Origin of the sequence: Arthrobacter sp. 7Tela_A1 (assembly GCF_049311065.1) — a bacterium.
In the GTDB taxonomy this organism is placed as follows: domain Bacteria; phylum Actinomycetota; class Actinomycetes; order Actinomycetales; family Micrococcaceae; genus Arthrobacter_B.
The window spans coordinates 128,708-153,560 of sequence record NZ_JAXIOO010000002.1 but is presented as its reverse complement, the minus strand read 5'-3'; the positions used below and the strand labels follow the sequence as shown (position 1 = coordinate 153,560).

21 protein-coding genes are annotated in these 24,853 nt (G+C 66.8%); 5 read left to right on the top strand and 16 right to left on the bottom strand.

Annotation, left to right across the window (positions count from 1 at the left end):
• Window positions 1–122: 122 nt before the first annotated feature.
• The 5 genes from TVB01_RS01610 to TVB01_RS01590 form a co-directional block, all read right to left on the bottom strand.
• A complete protein-coding gene (locus tag TVB01_RS01610) occupies window positions 123–956 on the bottom strand; it encodes a sugar phosphate isomerase/epimerase family protein (RefSeq protein WP_422453587.1) in 834 nt (277 codons plus the stop codon).
• A complete protein-coding gene (locus TVB01_RS01605; protein ID WP_422453586.1) occupies window positions 953–1,990 on the bottom strand; it encodes a Ppx/GppA family phosphatase in 1,038 nt (345 codons plus the stop codon). The genes TVB01_RS01610 and TVB01_RS01605 overlap by 4 nt, the downstream gene beginning before the upstream one ends.
• Before the next feature lie 87 nt (window positions 1,991–2,077).
• Complete coding sequence (gene topA / locus TVB01_RS01600) at window positions 2,078–4,792, bottom strand: type I DNA topoisomerase (protein WP_422453585.1); 2,715 nt, start codon at window positions 4,790–4,792, stop codon at window positions 2,078–2,080.
• A 161-nt stretch (window positions 4,793–4,953) separates the two neighbouring features.
• Window positions 4,954–6,636, bottom strand: a complete 1,683-nt coding sequence (locus TVB01_RS01595; RefSeq protein ID WP_422453583.1) for a DUF7059 domain-containing protein — start codon at window positions 6,634–6,636, stop codon at window positions 4,954–4,956.
• A 38-nt stretch (window positions 6,637–6,674) separates the two neighbouring features.
• On the bottom strand, window positions 6,675–8,129 hold the full coding sequence (locus TVB01_RS01590; protein ID WP_422453582.1) for an MDR family MFS transporter: 1,455 nt from the start codon (window positions 8,127–8,129) through the stop codon (window positions 6,675–6,677).
• Between the two features lie 120 nt (window positions 8,130–8,249).
• Here TVB01_RS01590 and TVB01_RS01585 point away from each other — a divergent pair, with 120 nt between their 5' ends.
• The gene (locus tag TVB01_RS01585) at window positions 8,250–8,876 is read left to right on the top strand and encodes a TetR/AcrR family transcriptional regulator (protein WP_422453581.1); all 627 of its coding nucleotides are present in this window, start codon (window positions 8,250–8,252) and stop codon (window positions 8,874–8,876) included.
• Between the two features lie 55 nt (window positions 8,877–8,931).
• On the opposite strand, the gene TVB01_RS01580 is transcribed toward TVB01_RS01585, so the two are convergent.
• Entirely contained in the window at window positions 8,932–10,731 is a 1,800-nt protein-coding gene (locus tag TVB01_RS01580; RefSeq protein ID WP_422453580.1) for an FAD-binding protein, read from the bottom strand.
• Window positions 10,732–10,905: 174 nt separating this feature from the next.
• Window positions 10,906–11,814, bottom strand: a complete 909-nt coding sequence (locus tag TVB01_RS01575) for a rhodanese-related sulfurtransferase (RefSeq protein ID WP_422453578.1) — start codon at window positions 11,812–11,814, stop codon at window positions 10,906–10,908.
• Between the two features lie 83 nt (window positions 11,815–11,897).
• On the opposite strand from TVB01_RS01575, the gene TVB01_RS01570 reads away from it, so the two are divergent.
• Window positions 11,898–12,548 (top strand): GNAT family N-acetyltransferase, encoded by a 651-nt coding sequence (locus tag TVB01_RS01570; protein ID WP_422453577.1) that lies wholly within the window; start codon window positions 11,898–11,900, stop codon window positions 12,546–12,548.
• A 72-nt stretch (window positions 12,549–12,620) separates the two neighbouring features.
• On the top strand, window positions 12,621–15,035 hold the full coding sequence (locus TVB01_RS01565) for a DEAD/DEAH box helicase (RefSeq protein WP_422453575.1): 2,415 nt from the start codon (window positions 12,621–12,623) through the stop codon (window positions 15,033–15,035).
• On the opposite strand, the gene TVB01_RS01560 is transcribed toward TVB01_RS01565, so the two are convergent.
• From TVB01_RS01560 to TVB01_RS01550, 3 genes are all read right to left on the bottom strand, one after another.
• Entirely contained in the window at window positions 15,032–15,379 is a 348-nt protein-coding gene (locus tag TVB01_RS01560) for an Rv3654c family TadE-like protein (RefSeq protein ID WP_422453574.1), read from the bottom strand. The genes TVB01_RS01565 and TVB01_RS01560 overlap by 4 nt on opposite strands.
• A 77-nt stretch (window positions 15,380–15,456) precedes the next feature.
• Window positions 15,457–15,882, bottom strand: coding sequence for a TadE family type IV pilus minor pilin (locus TVB01_RS01555; protein WP_422453573.1), 426 nt, complete (start codon window positions 15,880–15,882; stop codon window positions 15,457–15,459).
• The gene (locus tag TVB01_RS01550; protein WP_422453607.1) at window positions 15,879–16,226 is read right to left on the bottom strand and encodes a DUF4244 domain-containing protein; all 348 of its coding nucleotides are present in this window, start codon (window positions 16,224–16,226) and stop codon (window positions 15,879–15,881) included. Before TVB01_RS01550 ends, TVB01_RS01555 begins: the two co-directional genes overlap by 4 nt.
• Window positions 16,227–16,638: 412 nt before the next feature.
• On the opposite strand from TVB01_RS01550, the gene TVB01_RS01545 reads away from it, so the two are divergent.
• A complete protein-coding gene (locus TVB01_RS01545) occupies window positions 16,639–17,484 on the top strand; it encodes a hypothetical protein (RefSeq protein WP_422453572.1) in 846 nt (281 codons plus the stop codon).
• Window positions 17,485–17,545: 61 nt separating this feature from the next.
• On the opposite strand, the gene TVB01_RS01540 is transcribed toward TVB01_RS01545, so the two are convergent.
• The 4 genes from TVB01_RS01540 to ssd all read right to left on the bottom strand — a co-directional run bounded on the left by TVB01_RS01540 (window position 17,546) and on the right by ssd (window position 21,469).
• Entirely contained in the window at window positions 17,546–18,202 is a 657-nt protein-coding gene (locus TVB01_RS01540; RefSeq protein WP_422453570.1) for a type II secretion system F family protein, read from the bottom strand.
• On the bottom strand, window positions 18,174–18,809 hold the full coding sequence (locus TVB01_RS01535; RefSeq protein ID WP_422453569.1) for a hypothetical protein: 636 nt from the start codon (window positions 18,807–18,809) through the stop codon (window positions 18,174–18,176). The genes TVB01_RS01540 and TVB01_RS01535 overlap by 29 nt, the downstream gene beginning before the upstream one ends.
• Before the next feature lie 255 nt (window positions 18,810–19,064).
• Entirely contained in the window at window positions 19,065–20,198 is a 1,134-nt protein-coding gene (locus TVB01_RS01530) for a TadA family conjugal transfer-associated ATPase (protein ID WP_422453568.1), read from the bottom strand.
• A gap of 119 nt (window positions 20,199–20,317) precedes the next feature.
• Complete coding sequence (gene ssd / locus TVB01_RS01525; RefSeq protein ID WP_422453567.1) at window positions 20,318–21,469, bottom strand: septum site-determining protein Ssd; 1,152 nt, start codon at window positions 21,467–21,469, stop codon at window positions 20,318–20,320.
• Between the two features lie 153 nt (window positions 21,470–21,622).
• Here ssd and TVB01_RS01520 point away from each other — a divergent pair, with 153 nt between their 5' ends.
• The gene (locus TVB01_RS01520) at window positions 21,623–23,326 is read left to right on the top strand and encodes a bifunctional 3'-5' exonuclease/DNA polymerase (protein ID WP_422453566.1); all 1,704 of its coding nucleotides are present in this window, start codon (window positions 21,623–21,625) and stop codon (window positions 23,324–23,326) included.
• Between the two features lie 15 nt (window positions 23,327–23,341).
• Here TVB01_RS01520 and TVB01_RS01515 read toward each other — a convergent pair whose 3' ends face one another.
• Together TVB01_RS01515 and nth are read right to left on the bottom strand one after the other, a co-directional pair.
• Complete coding sequence (locus TVB01_RS01515; protein WP_422453564.1) at window positions 23,342–24,025, bottom strand: NUDIX hydrolase; 684 nt, start codon at window positions 24,023–24,025, stop codon at window positions 23,342–23,344.
• Window positions 24,022–24,813, bottom strand: a complete 792-nt coding sequence (gene nth, locus TVB01_RS01510) for an endonuclease III (RefSeq protein WP_422453563.1) — start codon at window positions 24,811–24,813, stop codon at window positions 24,022–24,024. The genes TVB01_RS01515 and nth overlap by 4 nt, the downstream gene beginning before the upstream one ends.
• Window positions 24,814–24,853 lie beyond the last annotated feature (40 nt).

Genomic DNA, 24,853 nt, shown 5'->3' with positions numbered 1-24,853 from the left:
GATGAAGGGCCGGTTTTCCGGCCCTGTGGTGCCGGCGATTCGTGGATGTTCCCCCCAACCGTCCCGTTGCAGTCGTCGGCACCCACTCGTTTAACCGCCGGCTTCCGGCCTGTTACCGGCCGTTATTCGTCCAGGACCTGGTTCAGGTTCACGCGGGCGAACTCCAGTGTCTGGCGCAGCATTTCTTCCCGTTCTCCGGGCTCCTTGGCCTTGCGGGTGCTGACTTCAATGGCCACGGTCCCCGTGTACCCCGTTTCTGAGAGGTACTGCAGGGCCTCCGCGCAGCGCTGTGTTCCTTCCCCGGGGAGCAGGTGCTCATCCTTGCCGTTGGGTGTTCCGTCGGTGAGGTGGACATGGCTCAGCCGGGTCCCCAGCCTGCGGATCTCTTCGTAGGAGTCCATTCCCGCGATCGCCGCATGGGAGAAGTCCCAGGTCACGTGCTCGTAGGGTTCCGGAAGCGGGTTCCAATGGGGCAGGTACGCTTTGGCTTCCCGGCCGCGGACCCGCCACGGATACATGTTCTCCACTGCAATGGTGACGCCGTACTGCTCGGCAATGTGCCGCACGCCTTCAGCAAAGTTTCCGGCATAGCCGGTCTGCCAGCGGAACGGCGGGTGCGCCACCACGACGCTCGCCCCGACTTCGGCGGCCATCGCAGCGGAAAGCTCGATCTTGGTCCATGCTTTGCCCCAGACCTGCTGTGTCAGCAGGAGGGTGGGAGCATGGATCGCGAGCACCGGCATCCGGTACCGCTCGATCAGGTTCTTCAGGGTCTCCGGGTTCCGGCTGATCTGGCTGCCCGTGACCATCACCTCCACCCCGTCGTATCCGAGGTCATGCGCCACCGCAAAAGTGTCATGGACGGAGAGCGGATAGACCGAAGAACTGGACAGCGCCACCGGGATGCTCGGCAGGTTGGAGGCGGGTTGGACGGGCTTGGGTGAGGTTAGGGTCATGTTGTGCTCGCACTTCTGTTCGATTCACCGGCGGCAGCCAGGACCAGCGCCCCGGCCGGTTCCTGCGGGTATGTTTCAGGCCCGGCCGGCAGCGGGCCCGGGGTATCGAAACGCAGCGTGTCGAACCGCTGCAGGATCAGTCCCTCGCGCAGCGCCCACGGGCAGATGCGCAGGGACTTGAGGTCAAACGCTTCCATGGCGGCCTCCGCGACCAGGGCTCCGGCCAGCAGCTGGGGAGCCCTCAGCACCGAGACGCCGTCCAGCCGGGAAATCTCCGCAGCGGTCATCCCGGACAGCCGGAGGACAAGCTGGGAGAGGTCGCTTCGGCGCAGCTTCCGCTTGGCGTAGGGGCCGGCGGCTGAGGGGGCCGCACCGCAGACGCGGGCCAGTGAGCGGAAAGTCTTCGAGGTTCCTGTCGCCACATGGGGTGTTCCGTACGGGAGGAAATCCAACACCGCATCCTCCACTGTGTCCCTGATGTAGGCCCGCAGGGCAGCCACGCGGCGGGGTGTGGGCGGGTCTCCCTGAAGCCAGTCCCGGGTGAGGCGTCCGGCTCCCAGCGGGACGGACACGGCGACGTCGGGCAGCTCGTCCTGTCCCTGCGCCAGTTCGAAGGACCCGCCCCCAATATCCAGGTCCAGCAGGCTGCCTGCACCCCAGCCGAACCAGCGCCGGGCCGCCAGGTAGGTCATCGAGGCTTCCTGCCGTCCGCTTAGCTCCCGCAGGGCGACGCCGGTCTGCTCCTCCACGTGCTCGAGCACCAACGGGCCGTTTGCCGATTCCCGTATGGCTGAGGTGCTGAAGGCGAGCAGGTCCTGGGCCCGGTGCCGGGCGGCGAAGTTCCGTGCTTCCAGCACGAACTCCACCAGGAGCCGCTGCCCTTCGGCCGTGATCGCGCCGTCGTCGTCCAGGTGCGTTACCAGCTGCAGCGGCCGTTTATGGGAGGCATAGGGAACCGGCCGGGCACCGGGATGCGCGTCCACCAGCAGCAGGTGGACGGTATTTGAGCCGATATCCAGGACGCCTAGACGCATGGTTCCATTATCGCGCCGCGGTTGCCGCGCACGCGCTCCCGGCCCCGGCGAGGGGTCAGGAGGGCGTGCACGGCAACGGGCACGTGCTTACTTCTTCGCTGCGGCGCGCTTGCGGACCGGTTTCTTGGCCGGCCCCTTTTCGCGCTTCTCGGCCAGCAGTTCCAGCGCCCGTTCCCGGGTCAGCTCCTCGATGGCCATGGACCGCGGAACCGTGATGTTGGTAATACCGTCGGTGATGTACGGCCCGAACCGGCCGTCCTTCACGACTACGGGCTTCTCCGACACCGGATCGGTACCGAACTCCGCCAGCGGGGCAGCTGCCTGACGTCCGCCGCGCTGCTTTGGCTGCGAGTAGATTTCCAGGGCCTGCTCAAGCGTGATGGTGAAGATTTCCTCTTCGGAGCCGATCGACCGGGAGTCGGTGCCCTTCTTGAGGTAGGGCCCGAACCGGCCGTTCTGCACCGTGATCTCGTTGCCCTCGGCATCTGTCCCGAGCACGCGCGGAAGGCGCATCAGCTTCAGGGCGTCTTCCAGGGTGACCGTTTCAACGCTCATGGACTTGAAGAGCGAGCCGGTGCGCGGCTTGACCTTGACGGGCTTCTTCGGCGGCTTTGGCTTGCCGTTCTTGTAGTACTCCACCGGCTGGTTTGCCAGTTCCTCGGCCGAAATCTCCGGGATCAGTTCAATCACGTAGGGCCCGTAGCGGCCGTTGCGTGCCACAATCGTGCGGCCGGTTTCCGGGTCTTCGCCCAGGACGCGTTCCTCGGGTCCGGCGCTGTTCATCAGCTCGAGCGCCTTCTCAGCGGTCAGCTCATCCGGAGCCAGGTCCTCGGGAACGTTGGCGCGGTCCGGCTCGGTGCCTTCCGGTGCATCCGCAGGCAGCGGGCGCTCCAGGTACGGGCCGAACTTGCCTACGCGCAGCACGATTCCGTCAGCAATCTCGATCGAGTTCACGGCCCTCGCGTCGATTTCGCCGAGGTCGTTCACGATCGTGTGCAGGCCGGTTTCAACGCGGTCGCCGTAGTAGAACTGGTTCAGCCACTCCACGCGGCCGGCTTCGCCGCGGGCAATGCGGTCCAGGTCCTCTTCCATTTCTGCGGTGAAGTCGTAGTCCACGTAATCCGTGAAGTGCTCCTCCAACAGGCGCACCACGGAGAACGCGATCCAGCTCGGAACCAGTGCCTGGCCGCGGGTGGTGACGTACCCGCGGTCCATGATGGTGGAGATGGTCGCTGCGTAGGTCGAAGGACGTCCGATGCCGAGTTCTTCCAGCATCTTCACCAGCGAAGCTTCGGTGAAACGCGGCGGCGGGGACGTTTCGTGGCCGCCGGCAGCCAGGTCGGCTGCGCTGAGCGGATCGTCCTTCTTGAGGATCGGCAGGCGCGAATCGTCGCTGCCGTCCTCCTCGTTGCGCGAAGCATCATGGCCTTCTTCGTAGGCAGCCATGAAACCACGGAAGGTGATGACCGTACCGCTGGCCGAGAACTCGGCGTCGCGCCCGTCCGCGGACACCGCGCCCAGCTTGACTGACGCAGTCGAGCCCTTGGCATCAGCCATCTGGGAGGCCACTGTGCGCTTCCAGATCAGCTCGTACAGCTTGAATTCGTCGCCGCGCAGCGAGGATGCCACCTGCGCCGGGGTGCGGAATGAGTCTCCGGCGGGGCGGATGGCCTCGTGGGCTTCCTGCGCGTTCTTGGACTTGCCCTTGTACACGCGGCGGGCTTCCGGCACGTACTCGGGCCCGTAGAGTTCTGAGGCCTGGCGGCGGGCAGCATTGATCGCCTGGTCCGAAAGGGCCGGCGAATCGGTACGCATATAGGTGATGTAGCCGTTTTCATACAGCCGCTGTGCCACCTGCATGGTCACGCGGGAGGAGAAACGCAGCTTGCGGCTGGCTTCCTGCTGCAGCGTGGAGGTGGTGAACGGCGCCGCCGGGCGGCGGGTGTACGGCTTGGTTTCCAGCGACCGGACGGTGAACGACGCGTTCTGGAGGCCGGCTGCCAGGGAAACGGCGGCCGCTTCATCCAGGTGCGTGACGTTCTTGGACTTGAGTTCGCCGCGGTCGGTGAAGTCCTTGCCGGTCGCGATCCGTGCACCGTCAACCGAGGTCAGGCGTGCCTTGAAGCTTTCCGAGGACGCCGTAGCGAAAGTGCCCAGCAGGTCCCAGTAGGAGGCGGAGCGGAAGGCCATGCGCTCGCGTTCACGCTCGACCACCAGCCGCGTGGCGACGGACTGCACACGGCCGGCGGAGAGTCCGCGGGCAACCTTGCGCCAGAGCACGGGAGAAATCTCGTACCCGTAGAGGCGGTCGAGGATGCGGCGGGTTTCCTGTGCATCGACCATGGAGATGTCGACGTCGCGCATCTCCAGCAGGGCGCGCTGGATGGCTTCCTTGGTGATTTCGGGGAAGGTCAGGCGGTGCACCGGAACCTTTGGCTTGAGCACCTGGAGCAGGTGCCAGGCAATGGCCTCGCCTTCGCGGTCACCGTCAGTTGCGAGATAGAGCTCATCGGCGTCCTTCAGGGCAGCCTTGAGCTCGGCGACCTTCTTCTTTTTATCCGCGGAGACCACGTAGTAGGGCTCGAAGTCCTTTTCGAGGTCGACGGCGAACTTGCCCAGCGAGGACTTCTTCAACTCAGCCGGGAGGTCAGACGGCTGGGGAAGGTCCCGGATATGACCCATCGAGGCGGTCACCTCAAAGCCTTCACCGAGGTATCCGGCAATGGTCTTGCCCTTGGCCGGTGACTCGACAATTACCAGCTTCTTCTTGCCGGTCGACTTGTCCGTTGCCTTAACTGGCACTGTTCTCCTACGTACGGGGGTGGATCAAAACGGATGAGGACGCGCGCCGGCAGTGCTCCGCAGGCTCGCTCATCCTTAGACAGTATGGGGAATCCCCAAGCACAAGGGTAACCATAACCGCAGAGCCGGGCAGACCCGGACCATTTTAGCTGTGCTCTGGGCTACTGATCCGCGGGCAGCAGGAAGCCGTCCAGGACCAGGTTGCGCACCTCTTCTGTGAGCCCGGCGGCGAACTCCGGATCGTCCCTGCCCAGCAGGGCACCCAGCGCAGAGATGATCGCGCCTGCGGGCAAATCGCCGTCGCATGCCGAGACGAAGCCGGTGAGCTCCGTGCTCATCAGGTTGGTGCGGCGCAGTCCCGCACCCTGGCGCAGCAGGATCACGCCCGGGTGCTCCGCGCCGGGACGCTGGTGGCGTTCCTCGGTGACGTCCTCTGCCACGACAAGGTATTCGCCGGAGAGGTCAGGGCGGGCGCCTGCCCAATCAAAACGGTCGACGGCGGCAGCCAGGTGCGGTCCGATCGGCGCTCCCAGCGGATGGGTGATTTCCTCGAACCGGCGCAGCGTGGTGGCCCCAGGGTCCGTGCGGCGGCGCATCCAGACCGACCCGAAGCCGATTCCGGTGGTTCCGCGGGACGCAAAATCGGCCAGGTAGGCGGCGTAAGACGCGGCGTAATCTTCGCGGTCCCGGTTCTCTGCCGCATCGCGCAGCCACATCTCGGCGTATTCGGCCGGGCTGAGCACTTCGCGCTGGATCACCCAGGCATCCATGGACTCCGGCAGCCAGGACCGAAGCCTGGCGCTCCAGCCGTCCTTGCCGTCCTCTTCGGCCCGGCCCTGGATCTCCCAGTTGCCGAGCAGCTGCGCGGTTCCGCCGGGTGCCAGGACACTCTCGAGATTGCGGAACAGCCCGGACACAATGGCGTCGCCGGGAAGACCGCCGTCGCGGTAGGTGAAACGTTCCTCCGGGGTTTCCTCCGCGGAGCGCGGGGTAATGACGAACGGCGGATTCGTGACCACCAGGCCGAACTGTTCCCCGGCCACCGGTTCGAGCATGCTGCCCAGCCGCAGGTCGACCCTGCCTTCCGGACGGGCGGGGTCGATGCCCAGTGCCTCGGCGTTCAGCAGGAGGTTGAACCGGGTGAACGCCAGAGCGCGTTCGGAAATGTCCGTCGCGGTGACGTGCTCCGCGTGGCTGAGCAGATGGAAGACCTGGATGCCGCAGCCGGTGCCAAGGTCCAGGGCCCTGTCCACCGGGCGGCGGACGGCCAGCTGGGCCAGGGAGAGGGAAGCCTGTCCGATGCCCAGGACATGGTCATGAGGCAGCACGCCGGGGCGCTGGTGGGAGCCGAGGTCGCTGGCGACCCACAGCAGGGTCGCGGGACGCGCCTCCCGTCTCCCGTCGCCGTCGCCCGCGTTGCTGGAGTCGTCGCCGTCGCTGGACACAGGCGGCGAGTCAAAGGAATAGGGGCGCAGATCCACCGCGGCGCGAACGCGGTCCGGGCGCTCCGGGTCGTCCTCGATGAGGCCGAGGCCCTGGAGGCCTGCCGAGCCGGTCCGGGGGAAAGCCTCGTCCAGCAGCGCCGCGGGCAGGGACTCCCCCACCAGCCACAGCGCCACGGCTGCCGCAACCGGTTCGGGTGCCACGGCGTTGAACGCTGTCTGGCAGGCAAGCATGGCCGGCACCACCTGGTCCCTGCCCAGCGCCGCACTGGCCTCCCCGCCCAGGAAGGCGGCGACGCCGTCGACCGTGTAGCCGGCATCGGCAAGGTCGGCGGCGAGGCCGCCCAGCAGCTGGAGATTGGAACTCTGCGGTGCGCCCGGGATCCGGGAAAAATCAGTCACTGCTCCAGTCTAGGTCTCCGCGGGAGGCCCGTGCCGGACTAGGAGCGGCGCGGGATCCTGACGAAAGGCGCCAGCACGACGCCGATGCTCGCCACGATCGCTCCGATCAGGAACGCGGTGTGCGCCCCGGCAAAGAGCGAGCCGGCGATATCTGAACCGGCCTCGAGCCTTCCGGCAGACAGCATGGACAAGGCGGTCACAAAAATCGTGGTTCCAATGGCGCCGCCCAGCTGCTGTCCGGTGTTGAAAATGGCAGAGCCGTGCCCATAAAGACGCGGATCCACCGTGGCCAGTGCGGAAGAGAGCAGTCCGGTCATGAGCATGGCAAGGCCAATGCTGAAGACGATGTGGTTCACCATGAACACCCACAGTTCGGTGTCGGGCGTGACAGTGACATACAACCACTGGCCCAGGGCCAGCAGGGCTGCACCGGGGACCAGGACAGGACGGGGCCCGAACCGGTCGAAGACGCGTCCGGCGATGGGAGCGGCTATTGCCTGGACCAGCCCGCCGGGCAGAAGCATCAGCCCAATTGCCAGCGTGCTCACGCCGTTCCCGGTCTGCAGAATGATCGGGACGATCATGACAGTACCCAAAAGGGTTCCCATGGCGATCATGATCATGCTGATGCTGATGCTGAAGTTGCGGTTCCTGAAGGGGGAAAGATTCAGCAGTTCACGGCCCGTTCGGGCCAGGCGGACCTGGCGGGTAACGAACAGCACGAGTCCCGCCGTGCCGACCACCAGGCTGCCCGCGGTCAGGAGCAGGTTGTCCGCGGCGTGCTCAACACTCGAAATGGCATACACCAGGAAGCCGAAGGCGACAGCGGAAAGAAGAACTGAGAAGACATCAACCGGAAGCTTGCGCGTGGTGGAGGGAATCTTGATGAAGATGATTCCCAGGACCAGGATGATGAGTGCCAGGGGAAGCATCAACGCGAAGATATAGCGCCAGCTGAATGCGTTCACAATCGCGCCGGAGACCGTCGGCCCAATGGCCGGGCCCACGGAAATGACGATGGAGTTCAGGCCCATGACAGCGCCGCGCTTATGGCGCGGGACATGGGTGAGGGTGGTTGTCATCAGCAGCGGCAGGACGATCGCTGTGCCGACAGCCTGGACAATCCGGGCGATGAGCAGCACAGCAAAGCTGGGTGCGAAGACAGCCAGCAGCGTTCCCGCCAGGAAACTGCCCAGGGCGAAGATGAACAGGCTCCGGGTCGTGAACCGCTGGAGCAGGAAGCCGGTGGTGGGAATCACGACCGACATGGTCAGGAGGAACCCCGTGGTGAGCCATTGCCCCGACGTTTCGGAGACGCCCATGTCCGCCATGACGCTCGGCAGGGCAACGGTCAGGACCGTTTCATTCAGGATCATCAGGAAGGCAGCGAGCGCCAGTGCTCCGATGATTCCCGTGAGCTGCCGGACGGGCAGGACCGGCAGTGCCGCAGGAGCCTGCTGTGCGACTCCCGCTTCGGTGGTTTCGTGACTCAAGAACTTCCTCTTCCTCGTAGACTGGAACTGGGAAATTGTGTCACACACTGTCACGATGTCTGGCCCGAAAGTGGCAGACTGTGACAGAAAACAACGGGGAATCAGCCGAGGAGGCGCGGCATGGGAGTCAGGGAAGACCGCAAGGAAGCAACCCGGCGGGAGATCCAGAAAGCTGCCCTGGACCTCATTGAAAGCGAGGGTTTGGACGCTGTGACCGTGGCCCGGATAGCTGAGCGAGCCGGAATCTCGGACAGGACCTTTTTCCGGTATTTCGAGTCGAAGGAAGCTGCGGCTGTGCCCGGCCAGCCGGAACTCATCACGGCACTCGTTTCCCACCAGCTCGACGCTTCCCTGTCCCCCGCCGAAATCATGGGCCGGCTCATCGAGGTGTGCCGCGGTCACCTGGACCGCGAGGTCACGCAGCATGAGTTCATCCGCATCTCCCGCCTGCTGGAGCGCGACCCCAAACTGCTGGACATCGTCCGCCGCCAGGAGCTCCGTCTGGTGAAAGAACTCAGCAGGTCCCTCACGGAGCGGAGCGTGCTCGAACCGATGCACGGACTCCTCGTCGCGGAATTGATCGCCTGCACCTGGCGTGTGGCCTGGGAGCGCTTCGCCAGGGAAGGAAGTACGGGCTCCCGCCCTGACCCGGGCAGCATGTTCGAGGAAGCGGTGTCAGCACTGAAGGAGGTCACGGCACCGGCGGCCTTCGGTGCCGTGCCGGGAACGAAGACTGCACACGGATAGGGGCGTCCCCCCGAACGCGCCTATCCGTGTGTAACTCCTGACTGTTCTGCCTTGCCTAGGCCATGGACTCCGCAACGGCGGAAGGGAGGGACTCGGACCGGGCAGCAGCATGGCGTGCAGCACGGTAGCCGAAGACCATCGCCGGAGCGATCGTGGACCCGGCGCCGGGGTACGTGCGGCCCATCACCGATGCCGTGGTGTTGCCAGCGGCATAGAGCCCGGGAATCAGGCTTCCGTCTTCCCGGAGCACCCTCGCCTCTTCATCGGTCACCAGGCCGCCCTTGGTGCCCAGGTCTCCGGGGTAAAGCCGGATGGCGTAGAAGGGACCCTTTTCCAGCGGACCGAGGTTCGGGTTCGGCTTGACCCGCGGATCGCCGTAGTAGTTGTCATACGCGGTGGCACCCCGGTTAAAGTCCTCATCCACGCCGCGGCGCGCGAAGTCGTTGAACCGTTCCACCGTGGCTTCAAGGGCTCCGGCCGGCAGGCCCATTTGCTCGGCCAGGCCCGCCAGGGTGTCTGCCCGGAGCAGCAGCCCGGCGCGGCGCCACTTCTTCCGTCCCGTCACCAGTGAGGAGTTGAGGTAGCGCTGGGCGTGCCGGACGTCAGTGACCAGCCAACTGGGCACTGAAGGGGCCACGGCTTGGTGTTCGAGCATGTGGTGGCCGAAGTCCACGTAGGACTCGGACTCGTTGAGGTATCGGTTGCCTTCCCCGTCCACCACCAGGGAGAACGGCATGGACCTCTCGGCCAGTGTGAAGGTGACCCTGCCGGTCGGACCGACTGTCGACGGCCCCCACCAGGCGTCATCCATCAGCGCCAGGCCTCCGCCGAGCTGGCTGACCAATTCGATCACCGTGCCCTGATCGCCGTCGGGCGCTGAAGAGTACTCCCGTTCCAGCCCGTGGTATTTCTCCCGCCACTCCGCGTTCCGCGCGAAGCCGCCCGCACCGAGAATCACCCCGGAACGCACGCGGATCCGCACCGGTTTCCCGCCGCGCGTGACGACCGCGCCGATCACTGCCCCGTCCTCATCCTGGATCAGGTCCGTCAACGGGGAGGAGAGCCAGACCGGGGTCTGCTGGTTGCGGACTATGTACATCAGGGACGATGTCAACGCTCCGCCGGTACCGAACAGCCGCTTGCCGGCCAGCAGTCCACCTAGGGTGCGGAAGACAAAGCGGGCGCCGCGGACAAAGCCGCCGGGCGTGGACCAGGCGCGGGAAATTTCCCAGACATCGTCTGTCGTCAGCGGCACCGGCATGCCCTGGGATTTTGCCCTCGCCTTGTTGAACCACGGGCCAAGCAGCCGGGTGTCGAACGGCTTTACTTCGAGGGAGCGGCCAATCATTCCGCCGGGACGGTCCGGATAGTAATCCGGGTAGTCCTTCGACCTCATCCACTGCACTCCGAGCCCGGCCAGGAAATCCACCAGTTCCGGAACCGTTCGCAGGAAGGCCACCTTGCGTTCCGGGGAGGAAGCCGGACCTACGTCCCCGATGACCTCTTCCATGTAGGTCAGTGCCTTCTTCTCGCTGTCGCTGACGCCGTCGGCGCGCATGAGCGGATTGTTGGGCATCCACAGTCCGCCGCCCGAAATCGCCGTAGTCCCGCCCCACACATCGGTACTTTCCACAACCAGGACATCCTGTCCGGAGTCCGCAGCGGTTATGGCCGCGGTCAGTGCCGCACCGCCGCTTCCCACGACCAGGACATCCGTGATCCGGTCCCATCCGGCGCCGGCGTCTTTGCCTGCCTGATGTTCGGCCGGCTCCGCTGCCGGTGTACCGGATACCTCTGGCATGCCGGCCGGCATGCCCTGTGCGGCTGAGGTGCCGCTCGTTTCTGTGCTTTCCATCCCCAGTGCCTTTCCGCGGCCCTGCCCGTCAGGGGCAGGGACGAACCGTGTCCGGCCGGTCGGCCGTGCGCGGGAGCGTACCAGCCGCAGGAGCATTTGGGGACGGGAAGGCACCGGGCGGCGGATAACCGTCAGGCGGGGCTTTGGCGGGGTGCCTCAGCGGGTGGGGCAGTGCTAGTGTGCGCCGTCCTGGTCCGCGCAGCCGTCAGGGCAGCGGAGGGTGGAGGGATCCGCAGCGCACTCGGCGCAGTACAGCGTGAGCTTGCGGCAGGACGGGTTGGAGCAGTTCTCGAACTTGCTGGTCGGAGCCTGGCAGCGGACGCATTGTCCGATCGTGGCGGCGTCGTCAGTGAACTCCATGTGCATCCGCTTGTCGAAGACATACAGCGAGCCCTCCCACAGCCCCTTGTCCCCGAAGGTCTCGCCGTAGCGGACGATCCCGCCCTTCATCTGGTAGACCTCCTGGAATCCGCGGTTAACCATCAGCGCGGAAAGCACTTCGCAGCGTACGCCGCCGGTGCAGTAGGTGACCACGGGCTTGTCCTTGAGGTCGTCGTACTTGCCCGATTCCAGTTCCTTGATGAAGTCGTGGGTGGTGGTGACATCCGGAACCACGGCGCCCTTGAACTTGCCGATCTGGGCTTCGAAGGCGTTGCGCCCGTCGAAGAAGACGACTTCCTCGCCCTGGGCCTTCTTTTCCTCCACCAAGGTGTGCAGCTCTTCGGGCCGCAGGTGCGTGCCGCCGCCCACAACACCGTTTTCGTCGACCTTGAGCTCACCGGGAGCACCGAAGCTCACGATCTCGGGACGGACCTTCACGCTCAGCCGCGGGAAGTCGTCCGCCGAGCCCTCGGAGTACTTGATGTCCATTTTCTTGAAGGCGGGGTATTCCCTGGTTGCCTTCACGTAGGCCTTGACGGCACCCAGTTCGCCGCCAACGGTTCCGTTGATGCCGTCCGTGGAAACCAGGATCCGCCCACGGAGGCCCAGCTTTTCGCAGAGGGCCCGCTGCCAGAGGCGGATGGCCTCCGGGTCGGAAAGAGGGGTGAAAGCGTAGTAGAGAGCAATTCGGTTAACAGCCACGTCTTAAGGGTAGACCGGCGGGGGAAATCCGGGTTTTGGGTTCAGCCCTGCCGCAGGCTGGAGCTGCGGGCTAGTGTTCATTCATGAACGCGCTAACCGACGATCTCCTGGACACGTGGTTTACCGGGTGGGCCCTTGCCCGCGGTTACCAGACGCGCCGCGAGGGCCGGTTTCCTGCGGCATTCCTCCACGACAAAACCAATAACTGGGAGTATTTCGCGCTGGAGCCTTCGCATGACGAATTCGCGGCGCTGGCTTCGTCGGCGCGGCAGGGCGCGGGGCGGCTGTTCACCATCGTCACCTCGCGGATCGGCGAATTCAACGGCGCGGCCAACGTCTACGGGCTGTCGGTCAGGTCCACCGACGAAGTGTTCATGGTGCTGGACATGGACGGGCAGGACATCGAGGATCCGCTTCCCCCGGACGGATTCGAGGCCGAGACGTTCCGCAGCGGCACCGGAGGGAGGGTGCTCGTCACCCTGGACGGCGAACCTGCCGCCCTCGGCCACGTTGCGGTGGTGGACGGGTACGCGGTCTACGACCAGATCGCCACGGAACCGGACTTCCGCCGCCGCGGACTGGGCAGCTACGTGATGCGGGCCCTGACCGCCGTCGCCCTGGAACACGACGCCGAGACCGGGCTGCTCATCTCACCGGAAACCGGGCTGGAACTGTACCGCTACCTGGGCTGGGAATCGCTGGCCAGCGTGATGATGTTCGAACCCCGGCTGTAGCTGATTTCGCCTGCCGCGGACCCCGGGGCGTCCGGGTCCCGGTCCCGGGCACACCGGTGGGAGAATGGCCGCGTGGCCTTACACGATTCCCTGATCCCGCTGCTGGGCGGCGGCGCCGAACCGGAGCAGCTGGTCCACGTCCATGAGATCCCGGCCCGGCAGGCGCAGACGGTGCCGTGGCCCCACTGGGCCCACCCCGATGTGCTCTCGGCCTACGAACGGCTGGGCGTCCACCTTCCCTGGCGGCACCAGGCGGAGGCGGCCGAGTCTGCCCACTCCGGCAGGCACACGATCATCTCCACCGGCACGGCCTCGGGAAAGTCGCTGGCGTACCAGCTGCCAGTGCTGGACGAGATTCACCGCACTGCACTGGATGACCGGGTCAGCCTGGAGCCCACCGGCTCTGTGGCCCTCTACCTCTCACCCACGAAGGCGCTCGCCGCGGACCAGCTTGCCGCCCTGAACGCGCTGCGCCTCCCCACGCTCAGGGCGGAAACGTACGACGGCGACACGGACCCGGGTGCCAGGCGCTGGATCCGGGACCACGCGAACATGGTGCTGGCCAACCCGGACATGCTGCACTTCGGCGTGCTGCCCAACCACACCTGGTGGGCACGCTTCTTCCGGCGCCTGAAGTACGTCATCATCGATGAGGCCCACAGCTACCGGGGTGTATTCGGGTCGAATGTGGCGAACCTGATGCGGCGGCTGCGCCGGATCTGCGCCTATTACGGTGCCGATCCGGTGTTCATTGGCGCCTCCGCCACCTCGGCGGACCCTGCGCAGTCCTTTGGGCGGCTGATCGGCGGGGACGTCCACGCCGTGACCCGTGACTATTCCCCGCACGGAGCGACTACCGTGGCGCTCTGGGAACCGCAGCTGACCGAACTGAAAGGCGAAAACGGAGCCCGCGAGCGCCGGACGGTGATCGCCGAAACCTCCGACCTGCTGGCGAACCTGGTTTCGGCCCAGGTGCGCACCATCGCCTTCATAAAATCCCGCCGCGGCGCTGAGGCCATCGCCACGATCAGCCGCCGGCTGCTGGACGAGGTCCATCCGTCGCTGCCCGGGAGGGTGGCGGCCTACCGGTCCGGGTACCTCCCGGAAGAACGGCGCGAGCTGGAGAACCAGCTGCGCAGCGGAGCACTGCTGGGCATTGCCAGCACCTCGGCGCTGGAACTGGGGATCGACATTTCCGGCCTCGACGCCGTCCTGGTGGCCGGCTGGCCGGGAACCCGTGCGTCCCTCTTCCAGCAGATCGGCCGGGCCGGACGGTCGGGGCAGGATGCCCTGGCGGCCTTCATTGCCAGCGACGACCCGCTGGACACCTACCTGGTCCATCACCCGGAGGCCATCTTCGACATCTCCGTGGAAGCCACGGTGTTCGATCCTTCCAACCCGTATGTCCTGGGGCCGCACCTGTGTGCGGCGGCTGCGGAGCTTCCGCTGACTCCGGACGAGCGCAGCCTCTTCGGACCGACCGCAGCAGGGCTGCTGGACTCCCTGGTGGCGCAGGGGTACCTCCGGCGCCGTCCGGCGGGCTGGTTCTGGACCCATGCAGAGAGCGCTGCCTCGATGGTGAACCTGCGCGCTGCCGGTGCCGGACCCATCAACATTGTCGAGTCGGAAACCGGCACCCTGCTGGGCACCATGGACGGCGCGCAAAGCCAGTACCAGGCGCACACCGGAGCGGTGTACGTGCATCAGGGCCAGACGTTCCTGGTGGATGAGCTCAATGAGGCCGACCACTGCGCCATGGTGACCCGGACCAACCCGGAGTTCTATACCCAGGCCCGGGACATCACCCAGATCGATGTCATGGAGACCGAGCGCACGTCCCAATGGGGAGAAGTGACGGTCTGCTTCGGCACGGTGAAGGTCACCACCCAGGTGGTCTCCTTCCAGCGCAAGGCCCTGGTCTCGAACGAAATCCTGGGCGAAGAGCCGCTTGAGCTTGAGGCCAAGGAGCTGTTCACCAAGGCCGTCTGGTTCATCATCGACGAGAAGCTGCTCCTGGGCGCCGGGCTGGCTGCCGCGGATTTCCCCGGGTCGCTGCACGCCGCTGAGCACGCTTCCATCGGCATGCTGCCCCTGGTCGCCACGTCGGACCGCTGGGACATCGGCGGCGTTTCCACAGCCCTGCATGCCGACACCGGCAAGCCGACCATCTTCGTATATGACGGCCATCCCGGTGGGGCGGGCTTCGCCGAGCGCGCCTATGAAGCGGCGACCGTCTGGCTGACGGCGACACGGGATGCCATCCGGTCCTGCGAGTGCGACGGCGGCTGCCCGTCGTGTGTGCAGTCGCCCAAGTGCGGCAACAAGAACAACCCGCTGGATAAGAAGGGCGCCGTCACCCTGATCGACGTGCTGCTGGACAACGCGCCGGACGGCTCGGGCGACTCTGATGGCTCGGGCGGCTCGGACAACTCGGGCGATCCGGTTGGAAACCGGGTATCCGCCGGCTCGGCTGCTGAGCTCCGTTAGCCGGCCGGCGGACCTGCCCGTGCCCGGGCAGACGGCGGCCACGGCAGGAATGTTCCGCCACGCGACTGCACGTGGACAGTGACCGTCTGGTCCCCCAGGTCCGTGGTGCACGACGCCAGTTCAGAGGCATTCCGTCCGGCCACTTCCCCGGCGACGGTGCAGGGATCCCCTGTCCGCAGTCCCCGAAGCGTGTCAGCTCCGGCCAATGCTGCCAGGTCCGCTGCCGTTCCGGCGCGGGCAGCTCCCACTGTTGCCTGGACGAGCAGCAGCACCCCCACGATGACTGCGATCAGTCCGAGCACGATGGCCAGCACCAGAACTGTTCCTGCTCCTTCCTCTCCCACTGGGTGCGTGCCCTGACCGTGGCATGGTCCAGGGCCGCGCACAGGATTGCTGCTTCTTCGGTTCCTGCGCGTCAGCGTCATGGAGCCTCCTCCGGCAGGGCGGCGGCCTGCGCGGAGAGGGTGAAGGGAAGGTGCTCCAGCAGTGGTGCCTTCACACCTGATTCCACCCGGACCATTACCCACTCCCCCTCAGGAGCCAGACTGAGAACTGCGTCGGATCCGGCCAGCCGGGCGACGGTCCCGGAGGCAGCATCGGCCTCGCCGCGCATGACCTGCCTGGCTGCTGCCCGTGCCGCTTCCTCCAACCGAAGCTGGGTGATTCCGGCTGCCGCTCCGGTAAGCAGCCCTGCCAGCACCACAACTGCCGCTGGCAGTGCAACGGCCAGTTCCGCCGTCACCGCTCCGAGTTCCGGCGACCGGGCTGCGGCACTGCTGCCGGCGTCCGCTCTTCCCAGCCGCTGAAGGCGCCCCGGCTGCCGGAGGTGCCCCCGCTGCCGGTTCATCCGAAACTCAGTGCCGCCCGGATCAGCGACATCAGCAGCTCACGGACATCGCCGCTGCCCAGAACGGCGGCAAGGAGCGCTGCGAATGCCACTGCAGCGAGGGTGGCAATGGCATATTCCGCAGTGGCCATGCCAGCCTCCGGCTCATGAACGGCCGGCAACTGCCTGCGCTTGGTACGTATGTCCGTCACCGTGGCCGGTGGCCGGCCGTGATCCGGCTCCGGTTCGCGGAGGGGAAAGGGGTTCGCAACCTGGGCATCATGCCCGGGCGCCGCTTCGGGGAGCGCCGCCCGGCGGAGCACGGGTGCCGTGCTTTGTGGCGCAAATTTTACAGCTGCATGCATTGAGGACATTTTCACTCCTTGTAGGTTCCTGCTGGGCTTGTGTCTGCCTGATTGATTCTTCGCCTGTGTCACGCCCTGCGGTTCGCCCTGGTCCCCGTTCTGGACAAGCCTCGCCACCCCTGTGCTTGTGGAGGAAGAAGGCTCGGAACGCGGGCAGCAATGTAAGCACCAGAGGCACCACCGCCAGACAGGTAATCGCCGGGAAGGCACACAGTGCTGTCGATACTCGACTTCTGGCTGGCCATGTAATTTGAACCAACCCTGCGCCCGGCCCACGGAACAGTCATGTCTCAAACCGACCCGGGCCCTTTCACAAGCCAGTCCGGAACCGATAGAGACCGGCAGGCAAACCAACCATCATTCGGCGCCGCGGTGATAACCGAGCCCGCCAACACGTAAGGAAATCACCGCCATGAGCGAAGAACCAACCACCACTCCGAGCAGGAAGAAGAAGCTGCTCATCACCGGCCTGGGCGCAGCCGCAGTGCTCGTGCTGACCGCAGGCACCATCGTCGGTGTCAACGTCAGCAACGGCAAGACCGCAGAACTCTGCACCGCGGCGACAGTGGCTGCAGAGAAGGCTTCCACCGCCGCCGGCAAGTCCCAGGAAGCGGCTAAGAAGGCTCGCTCCGCAGCAGACGAGACCAAGGGCTACGCAGACCACAAGGGTGCCGCAAAGCTCCTGAAGGGTCTGGACGGCCGTACGGACAGTCTGAAGAAGTCCGAGCTGGGCATCGAGTGCACCAGCCGTTCCGAGGCAGAGGCCATGCAGGCTGCGGCTGAGGATGTCACCTCCCAGACAGCTGCTCTCACCGATGCCACCAAGAAGCTCAGCAGCGATGTCACGGCATTCCAGGCTGAAGCAAAGCGTGCCGCTGAAGAGGCTGCCGCCAGGAAGGCCGCCGAAGCAATGGCCAAGGAAGCAGAGGAGGCGAAGGCTGCCGAAGAAGCCAAGGCAGCGGAGGAAGCCGCCGCTGCCGAGGCCGCTGCTGCGGACGCTGCGGCTGCTGCTCCCCCGCAGTACTCGGGAGACTACCGCCTTGACGCTCCGCAGGGGCCGGGCCACACCACCACCACCTACGTCCCTGCTCCGGCTCCGTACGTCCCTGCACCGGCACCTGCGCCCGCTCCGGCGCCTGCACCGGCTCCGGTAGTACCTGCGCCCGGTGGCGGTGGCGGTGGCTGGACGCCGCCTCCTGCAGGTAGCGGCCCCGGTGGCGGCTGCGCCCAAATCGGCGACTATACGTTCTGCACCTGAGACTGAAACCCCGGAAAAGTACAAACCGAGCCCCGGTGCCCCTGCTGTGGAGGAAGAAGGCTCAGAATGCGGGCAGCAAAGTAAGCACCAGCGGCACTACCGCCAGGCAGATAAACGCCGGGAGGGCGCACAAGCCCAGCGGAAGGACCAGCTGAACTCCCAGCGCTGCGGCCCGGCGTTCAGCCTCCCGGGAACGCCGGCGGCGGATCTGGGCTGCCTGGGCATACAGGACGGCGGCGGAAGGCGCGCCACTCGTCGCAGCAAACCCCAGGGAACTCCTGAGCGCTCCTGCGTTGCTCCTCGCTTCGTCCGGCACTTCGCCGTCGAGGGCCAGCTCCCATGCTGCCGCCCACGGCGCGCCGAGTTCCACTGCCGTCACCAGACGGTGCAGCATCCGTGCCGTGTGCGGATCCGCGGTCCCGGCGACAATCCGCAGGGCTGAAGGCAGCGGACGTCCGGCGGTGAGCATGGCTCCCGCAAGATCAAGGATCAAAGCCGGGTCGCTGCTGAGGGCGCTGCGATAAGTGCGCTCGGGCCGGTGGACTTGCAGTCCCGGTCCTGGGCCGCCGCCGGCCCCATCCCGCGCCGTGCCGGGACCGTTGTGCCTTGCCAGCCTGAAAAAGACGGCAACGGCAACGCCCAGCAGCAGGCCCACAATGATGCCGGTCATGACGGGGTCCACGGGAACATCAGCGTCCGCCTGCGCTTCCCGCCGCACGGCGCGCCAGTGCCTTCGACCAGGTCCGTGCGCCCAGCGCCAGCCCCGTACCGGTTAGCGCTGTGGCCCACCCCAAGGGTCCGCCCGCCAGGACGGCCAGGGGGTTACCCCCGAGAAGGTACCCCATCAGGAGTCCGGCGGCAGGAAGCCAGGTCAGGAGCTTCATCGTCGCTTTCGGACCGGACATCGCTGTGGCACGCGCGGCGGCGGAGTCCAGGACCGCCTCCAGTTCCCGGCCGTACCGGGCCAGTATGCCGGCCAGCGGAGCGCCGCTGCGTTCCGAGGCATCGACACAGGCCGCCAGGTCCTGCCAGACGATTGCCACGAAAGGATCCTCCCCTCCCGCCGCCTCCGCCGCCCGCTGGAAAACAGGAACCGGGCTCATGCCCAGGGCGGCCGCACGGGCAGCGGCTTCGAGAATCGCGGCGGATTGTCCCCGTCCCCCGCCGATGACCTCATCCTGCCTGCTCAGGCGTGCAGCGTCCGCCCACAGTTCCCTCGGAGTCCTGCCTGCAGACAACAGACCCGCGAGCTGCTGCAGCAGAAGCGGAAACCGGTGCAGCTCGTCGTCCCGGTAGGATCCGGCTCGACCGGTCTTCGCACGCAAGCGGAATGAATGATGGCGTCCTTCCTCCATTCCAGCTCTCTGCTCCGTACTGTGGCTCTGTGCCGGGGCACCCGCAGTCCGGTGCTTCCCCGGCAGCCTGGAGACGTCCCACGCCAGCAGAATCCCCGCGAGCGCGAGCAGGGCACCCACCGTCCATCCCGTCATCCCCTCATCCCCCGGGCACCCGCTGAACCGCACACATCCAGGGGCAGGTATCGGGACAGGAACCGCGGCTGGACACCTCTTCGCGGAGCCTCATCCCGGGCCATTCCCGCCGGCCAGCCTCTGCTGCAACTCATCCCATCCCGGCTGGCGCGGCTGGCCACCCGGCTTCCAAGCAGGCATGACTCTCAGCTCTCCGTGTGCCGCAATGGAAAAGATCCCGATCTCCCCGATGCGCCGGCCGGCCGGCGTGCGCTCCATATGGACGACGGCGTCCAGCGCTCCCGCAGCTTGCAGGGCGAGCGCATCGCTGCTCATCCCGGCCAGTGCGCCCAGGGCAGCCAGCCGGGCCGGCACTGTTGATGCAGAGTTGGCGTGGATGGTGCCCCCGGCGCCGTCATGCCCGGTGTTCATGGCGGCCAGCAGTTCCCGTATCTCCGCTCCGCGGCACTCACCGACCACCAAACGGTCCGGACGCATTCGCAGTCCCTGCCGGACCAGTTCCGCCAGGTCAATGGAACCCGCTCCCTCCACATTGGTGTGCCTGCACTGCAGCCCCACCACGTGCGGGTGCCGGGGGTCCAGCTCCGCTGCATCTTCGATGAGCACCAGGCGCTCGCCGGACGCGCACAGTCCCAGGAGCGTTGAGAGCAGCGTGGTCTTTCCGGTGCCGGTGGCACCGCTGACCAGGAAGTTCAGGCGGCGGGCGACAATCCGACGCAGCAGCTGCTCTCCTTCTTCATCGAAGGTCCCCGCCGCAAGGAGTTCGGAAAGGGTAAAGCTCTTCGGGCGCCGCATCCGGATCGAGAGCAGCGTGGTTCCGGTGGAGACCGGGGCCAGGACGGCGTGCACGCGGTGATCGCCCAGCTGGACATCCGCGCACGGGCAGGAATCATCCAGCCTCCTGCCGCCGGCCGCGAGCAGCCGGCCGGCCAGAGCCCGCACATCGGCGTCGGATTCGAACCTGATCCCCGTGAGCTCCAGACCGGCTCCGGTGTCCGTCCAGACCTGGTCCGGCGCGTTCACCAGGATGTCGGTCAGCCCGGGATCGCGCAGCAGGGGCTGAAGCGGGCCCAGTCCCTGCAGGTCGGCCCTGACCCGATCCACCGCGAGCAGGCCACCCTCAGAGCCGAGGAGGCGTCCGCTGGCATGGACAGCTGCGGCCAGCCTTGTGCCCGTGACCGGGGTTTCGCTGGCGAGAAGGTCCGCCCGCACCTGGGACACCAAGCCGGGACTGTACGTTCCGGAATCCTGCTGCAGGCCGGCGGTCCGGCGGGCGTGTCTGCGGGAGTGTTCCGGCACCGGCCCCGCCGCACCATTGTGCTCCTTTCCGCCCGGACGGGACGTCATGCGTCACCCGGAGCCGGGTCAACAGCATCGAGGATCCGTGCCAGGGCACGCCTGAACCTGCGCCGCCTCAGTTCCAGCAACCTGCCCCTGTCTTCCGCCGCCGCGACGGCCCGCACGCAGGGCAGGTATCCCGCGAGGCGGATGCCCGCTGCCTCGGAAACACGGACCTCGTCGAGTCCTTCTCCGAAGGGGCCACGGACAACCGCGAAGGTGTCCGGGGCACTCGCCTGCAGCGACCCCCACCAGGAACGTGCAGCCAGGAGCAGCTGCGTCCGTCCGGACAGGACAACCAACAGAGCGTCACAGTGGCCCAGGACCAGGCTGCCCGGCCGCGGGCAGGTTCCCAGATCGAGAAACGTGAGGTCGAAGGCGTAACGGACGGCTTCGAGCACTGACGGCAGGACCTCCGCTTCCTGGCCCGCCTGCACCGGTTCACCTGCAGGTCTTGTCAGCAGGGAAAAGCCCCCAACATCAGGCAGGGCAGAGACCAGCTGTTCGGGATTCAGGGTTCCCCGCACGTCGGCCAGGTCCGGCCACCGCAGTCCCGGAATGCCTTCGGCTCCCAGGCGGTACTCCAGGCCTCCTCCACAGTCGTCAACGTCAGCAAGCAGCACACCCCTGCCTGTCTGTGCCGCCCGCTGCGCCAGCAGGCAGGCGAGTGTTGATCCCCCGGCCCCTCCAAACGTTCCGGCAATCCCAACGACCCGGCCGCGGGGCCCGTTCCTCCGCGCCAGGTGTTCGGCAAGCCAGGCCCCGGCTGCCGGCAGGGCCGCCACGCGGTCCATGCCGCAACGGGCCGCGTCTGACCACAGGCCAGCACTGTCCGGACCCACGCAGATGGTTTCCGTGTCCCGAAGTCCGCCGAGCGAGCGGTGGCCGGCAGTACGGAGAAAATCAGGAGTGAGCAGCACGGTCTGCGGGCGCAGCCACAGCGCCTCCGCTGCATCGCCCGCGATCTGCATCTCGACCCCCGCCGCGACGGCGATCCGGGCTATGTCATCCTGCAGCAGCTGGTCCTCCGGCTGGATCAGGACGACTCCTGTGCCGGCGCCTGACGATGCTGTCTCCCCGCCTGTGGATAGTTCCCGTCCGGGTCGGTCAGCTGGCCGTCCACGCAGGTGTGGAATCCAGAGCGTCGTGTCTGTCATGAACCCAAGCCTCGCCGATCCGGGTAAGACACCCGGCCTGCCCGCCGCCATCTGTGGAGAAGGGGGCCCCGGACGCCGGGATGTGCAGGATCAGACAAAGAACCGGGAGAGCCGGATGCCAGAAGCCGAACCGGGACAGGACAGAATGGGAACGTGTACATAGTCCTCGCCCCGGCACCCGCAGCACATGCCTGGGTGCTGCAGGAAACCGACTCAACCGGCGTACCCAGCGCGTCCGCCGCCCTCGTGCCTTCTGCTGACCTTGCGGCGGCGGTCGCCGCGGCCGAGACCCGCCCTGTCCGCTGGGTATGGGACCGTACCCGCGAGACCTACGGCACGCTGCTCGCCGCCGGAATCACCGTGGAACGAAGCCACGATGTGAGCCTGTGCCGTGAAATCCTGCGCCATTCCGAATACGCCGCCCCCACCGCCTACGTGGACGCGCTGCGCGCCAACGCCGCGGACGACGAACCGGACCTCGCTCCCCGCCGTCTGCTCCCCCTACCGCCCGCACCGGACCAGGGCTCTCTGTTTGACGGACTCGACGGCGGGGAGGATCCCCGCGCCCGGAACCACGCCCGCACGCCCGAAGACATCACGGCTGAGCTCCAGGACCAGCTCACCGCCGTCGCCGGGTCCGCCGAGCGCCACAAGCTGGCACTGCTGTTGGCGGCAGAATCCGCCGGCGGACTCGTGGCGGCGGAGATGGAACATGCAGGCATCCCCTGGCGCAGGGACCTGCACGAAGCCATGCTCGAGGAACAGCTGGGCCCCCGGCCGCCGGAGGGCCAGCGCCCGGCCAAGCTGGAAGCCGCGGCCGCGGAGCTCCGCGCGGCGCTGGGAAACCCGGGTTTCAACCCGGATTCGCCGCAGGAACTGCTCCGCGCACTGCACCGCGCCGGCATCGAGGTCAGGACCACCCGCACCTGGGAGCTGGAGCAGCAGGACCACCCGGCGATCGAACCGCTGCTGCGTTACAAGAAGCTCTCCCGGCTGCTCTCCTCCAACGGCTGGGCCTGGCTCGATGACTGGGTCGACGGGGGACGGTTCCGCACCGAATACGTGGTGGGCGGCGTTGTCTCCGGCCGGTGGTCCTCCCGCGGCGGCGGTGCCCTGCAGATTCCCAAGAACGTCCGCGGTGCTGTGCGTGCCGATCCGGGCCACAAACTCCTGGTTGCGGATGCGGCCCAGTTGGAGCCCAGGGTCTTGGCTGCCCTGGGACAGGACGGGGTGCTGGCTGCCGCCGCCCGCGGGAAGGACCTCTATCAGGGGATCGCGGACCAGGGTTTCAATGGCGACCGGTCGCTGGCCAAGATCGCGATGCTCGGCGCCATGTACGGGGCTACCAGCGGCGAAGCGGGACGCCTGATGCCGGTCCTGACCCGGACCTACCCGCGGGCCATCGACGTCGTCGAACGCGCTGCCCGCGCCGGCGAGGCAGGCAAGACCGTCTCCACCAGGCTGGGCCGCAGCACTCCGCCCGTCTCTGAACGCTGGCTGCGTTCCCAGCAAACCGCCTCCGCCGAGGAACAGCGCCGCGCAGACGCCCTGGCACGTTCCCGGGGCCGTTTCACGCGAAACTTCGTGGTGCAGGGAACGGCAGCGGAATGGGCCACCTGCTGGCTGGCGGGGATACGACGCCGGCTGCGGGCGGCGTCGGGTACCTCTCCAGCGGGTCAGCTGGTCTTTTTCCTGCATGACGAAGTGATGCTCCACGTGCCCGAGGAACGCGCAGCCGAGGCCGCGGAGATCGTCACAGCGGCCGCTGCGGAAGCCACGGCGCTGCTGTTCGGCCAGATACCGCTGGAGTTTCCCGTGGTGACAACCGTGGTGGATTCCTACGCGGAAGCGAAATAACCCAGGGAACAGGGCCTAGAAGTCCGGCACCATTTCCCGGGAGGTGTCCCACGGCAGCGTCCAGCCGAGCTGGTTGAACAGGTCATCCAGGATCAGGGCCGTGAACCCCCACACCACCACGCCGTTCACCAGGAAGGCCGGCCCGCGGTGCACCTGTCCCCCGCGGGCGACCACTGTGGTGCGCCGGTTGGCCGGATCCAGCAGGTCCGCCACGGGGACGCGGAACACCGAAGCGGATTCAGCCTCATCCACCACATCGACCGGCGTCGGTTTGTCCCACCAGCCCAGCACCGGCGTGACCAGGAAGTTGCTGACCGGCAGCCCCACTTCAGGCAGCGCAGCGAGGACCCGCACACCGGAGGGATCCAGCCCGGTCTCCTCGTTCGCTTCGCGCAGGGCGGCAGCGATTGCATCGGCGTCGGAATCATCTACGGCACCGCCGGGAAAGGCAATCTGGCCGGGATGCGAGTTCAGCGTGGACGCTCGTTCCACAAAGAGCACGTCCAGGTCATCGGGCACCGCGTCTGCATGGAAGCGGGCCGGATGCTCATCCAGCACACCGAACAGGATCAGCACCGCTGCGGACCGGGCAACCGCAGGATCCACGGCCCGGGTCATAAACCGCAGGTCCCGGCCAAATGTGCCGGCGCCGTCGGATACCAGGGCGCCGAACGCCTCCAAGTCAGCCTGGGCGCTCATGCTTCGAGCCCGAATCCCGCGGCGCGGAGTTCCGCCCGGGTTTCGGAAGCCATCATCCGGGACAGCAGCTCTTCGCGTCCCGGCGCCAGCTCGTATTTCAGCAGGTTCCGGGCCTTGTCCGGGTCCGTCTCGCCTTCGCCGTAGGAAGGGCACAACTGCGCGACAGCGCAGACACCGCAGGCAGGCTTCTTTGCATGGCAGACCCGGCGGCCGTGGAAGACCACCCGGTTGGACAGCGGTGTCCAGTCCTTGGGCTCAAACAGCTCCGCCACGTCCTGCTCAACCTTGACCGGGTCCTTCGATTCAGTCCAGCCAAACCGGCGGGACAGCCGCAGGAAGTGGGTGTCCACGGTGATGCCGGGGACCCCGAACGCGTTGCCGAGGACCACGTTGGCGGTCTTGCGCCCCACGCCGGCAAGTTTCACCAGCTCTTCGAGCTTGTTGGGGACCTCGCCGTCGTAATCATCGACGATCTGCGTGGCAAGCTTCTTGATCGCGGCGGACTTCGCCCGGAAGAAACCCGTTGGACGGATGATTTCCTGGAGCTCGGCTTCGTCGGCCTCCGCCAGCGCCTGGGCATGGGGATAGCGGGCGAAGAGGACCGGGGTCACCGCATTCACGCGCACATCCGTGGTCTGCGCGGAGAGCACCGTGGCGATCAGCAGTTCGAAGGCATTGGTGAAGTCCAGTTCAGCCACCGCATAGGGGTACAGCTCCCCGAGCAGGCGGTTGATCTTTCGTGCGCGGCGCTTACGCGCCAGCAGGGAGGCGTCACTGCCGGTTGCCATAGGTGATTCGTCCTTCGCAGTTGGCTGAGCCCCGCGGCCG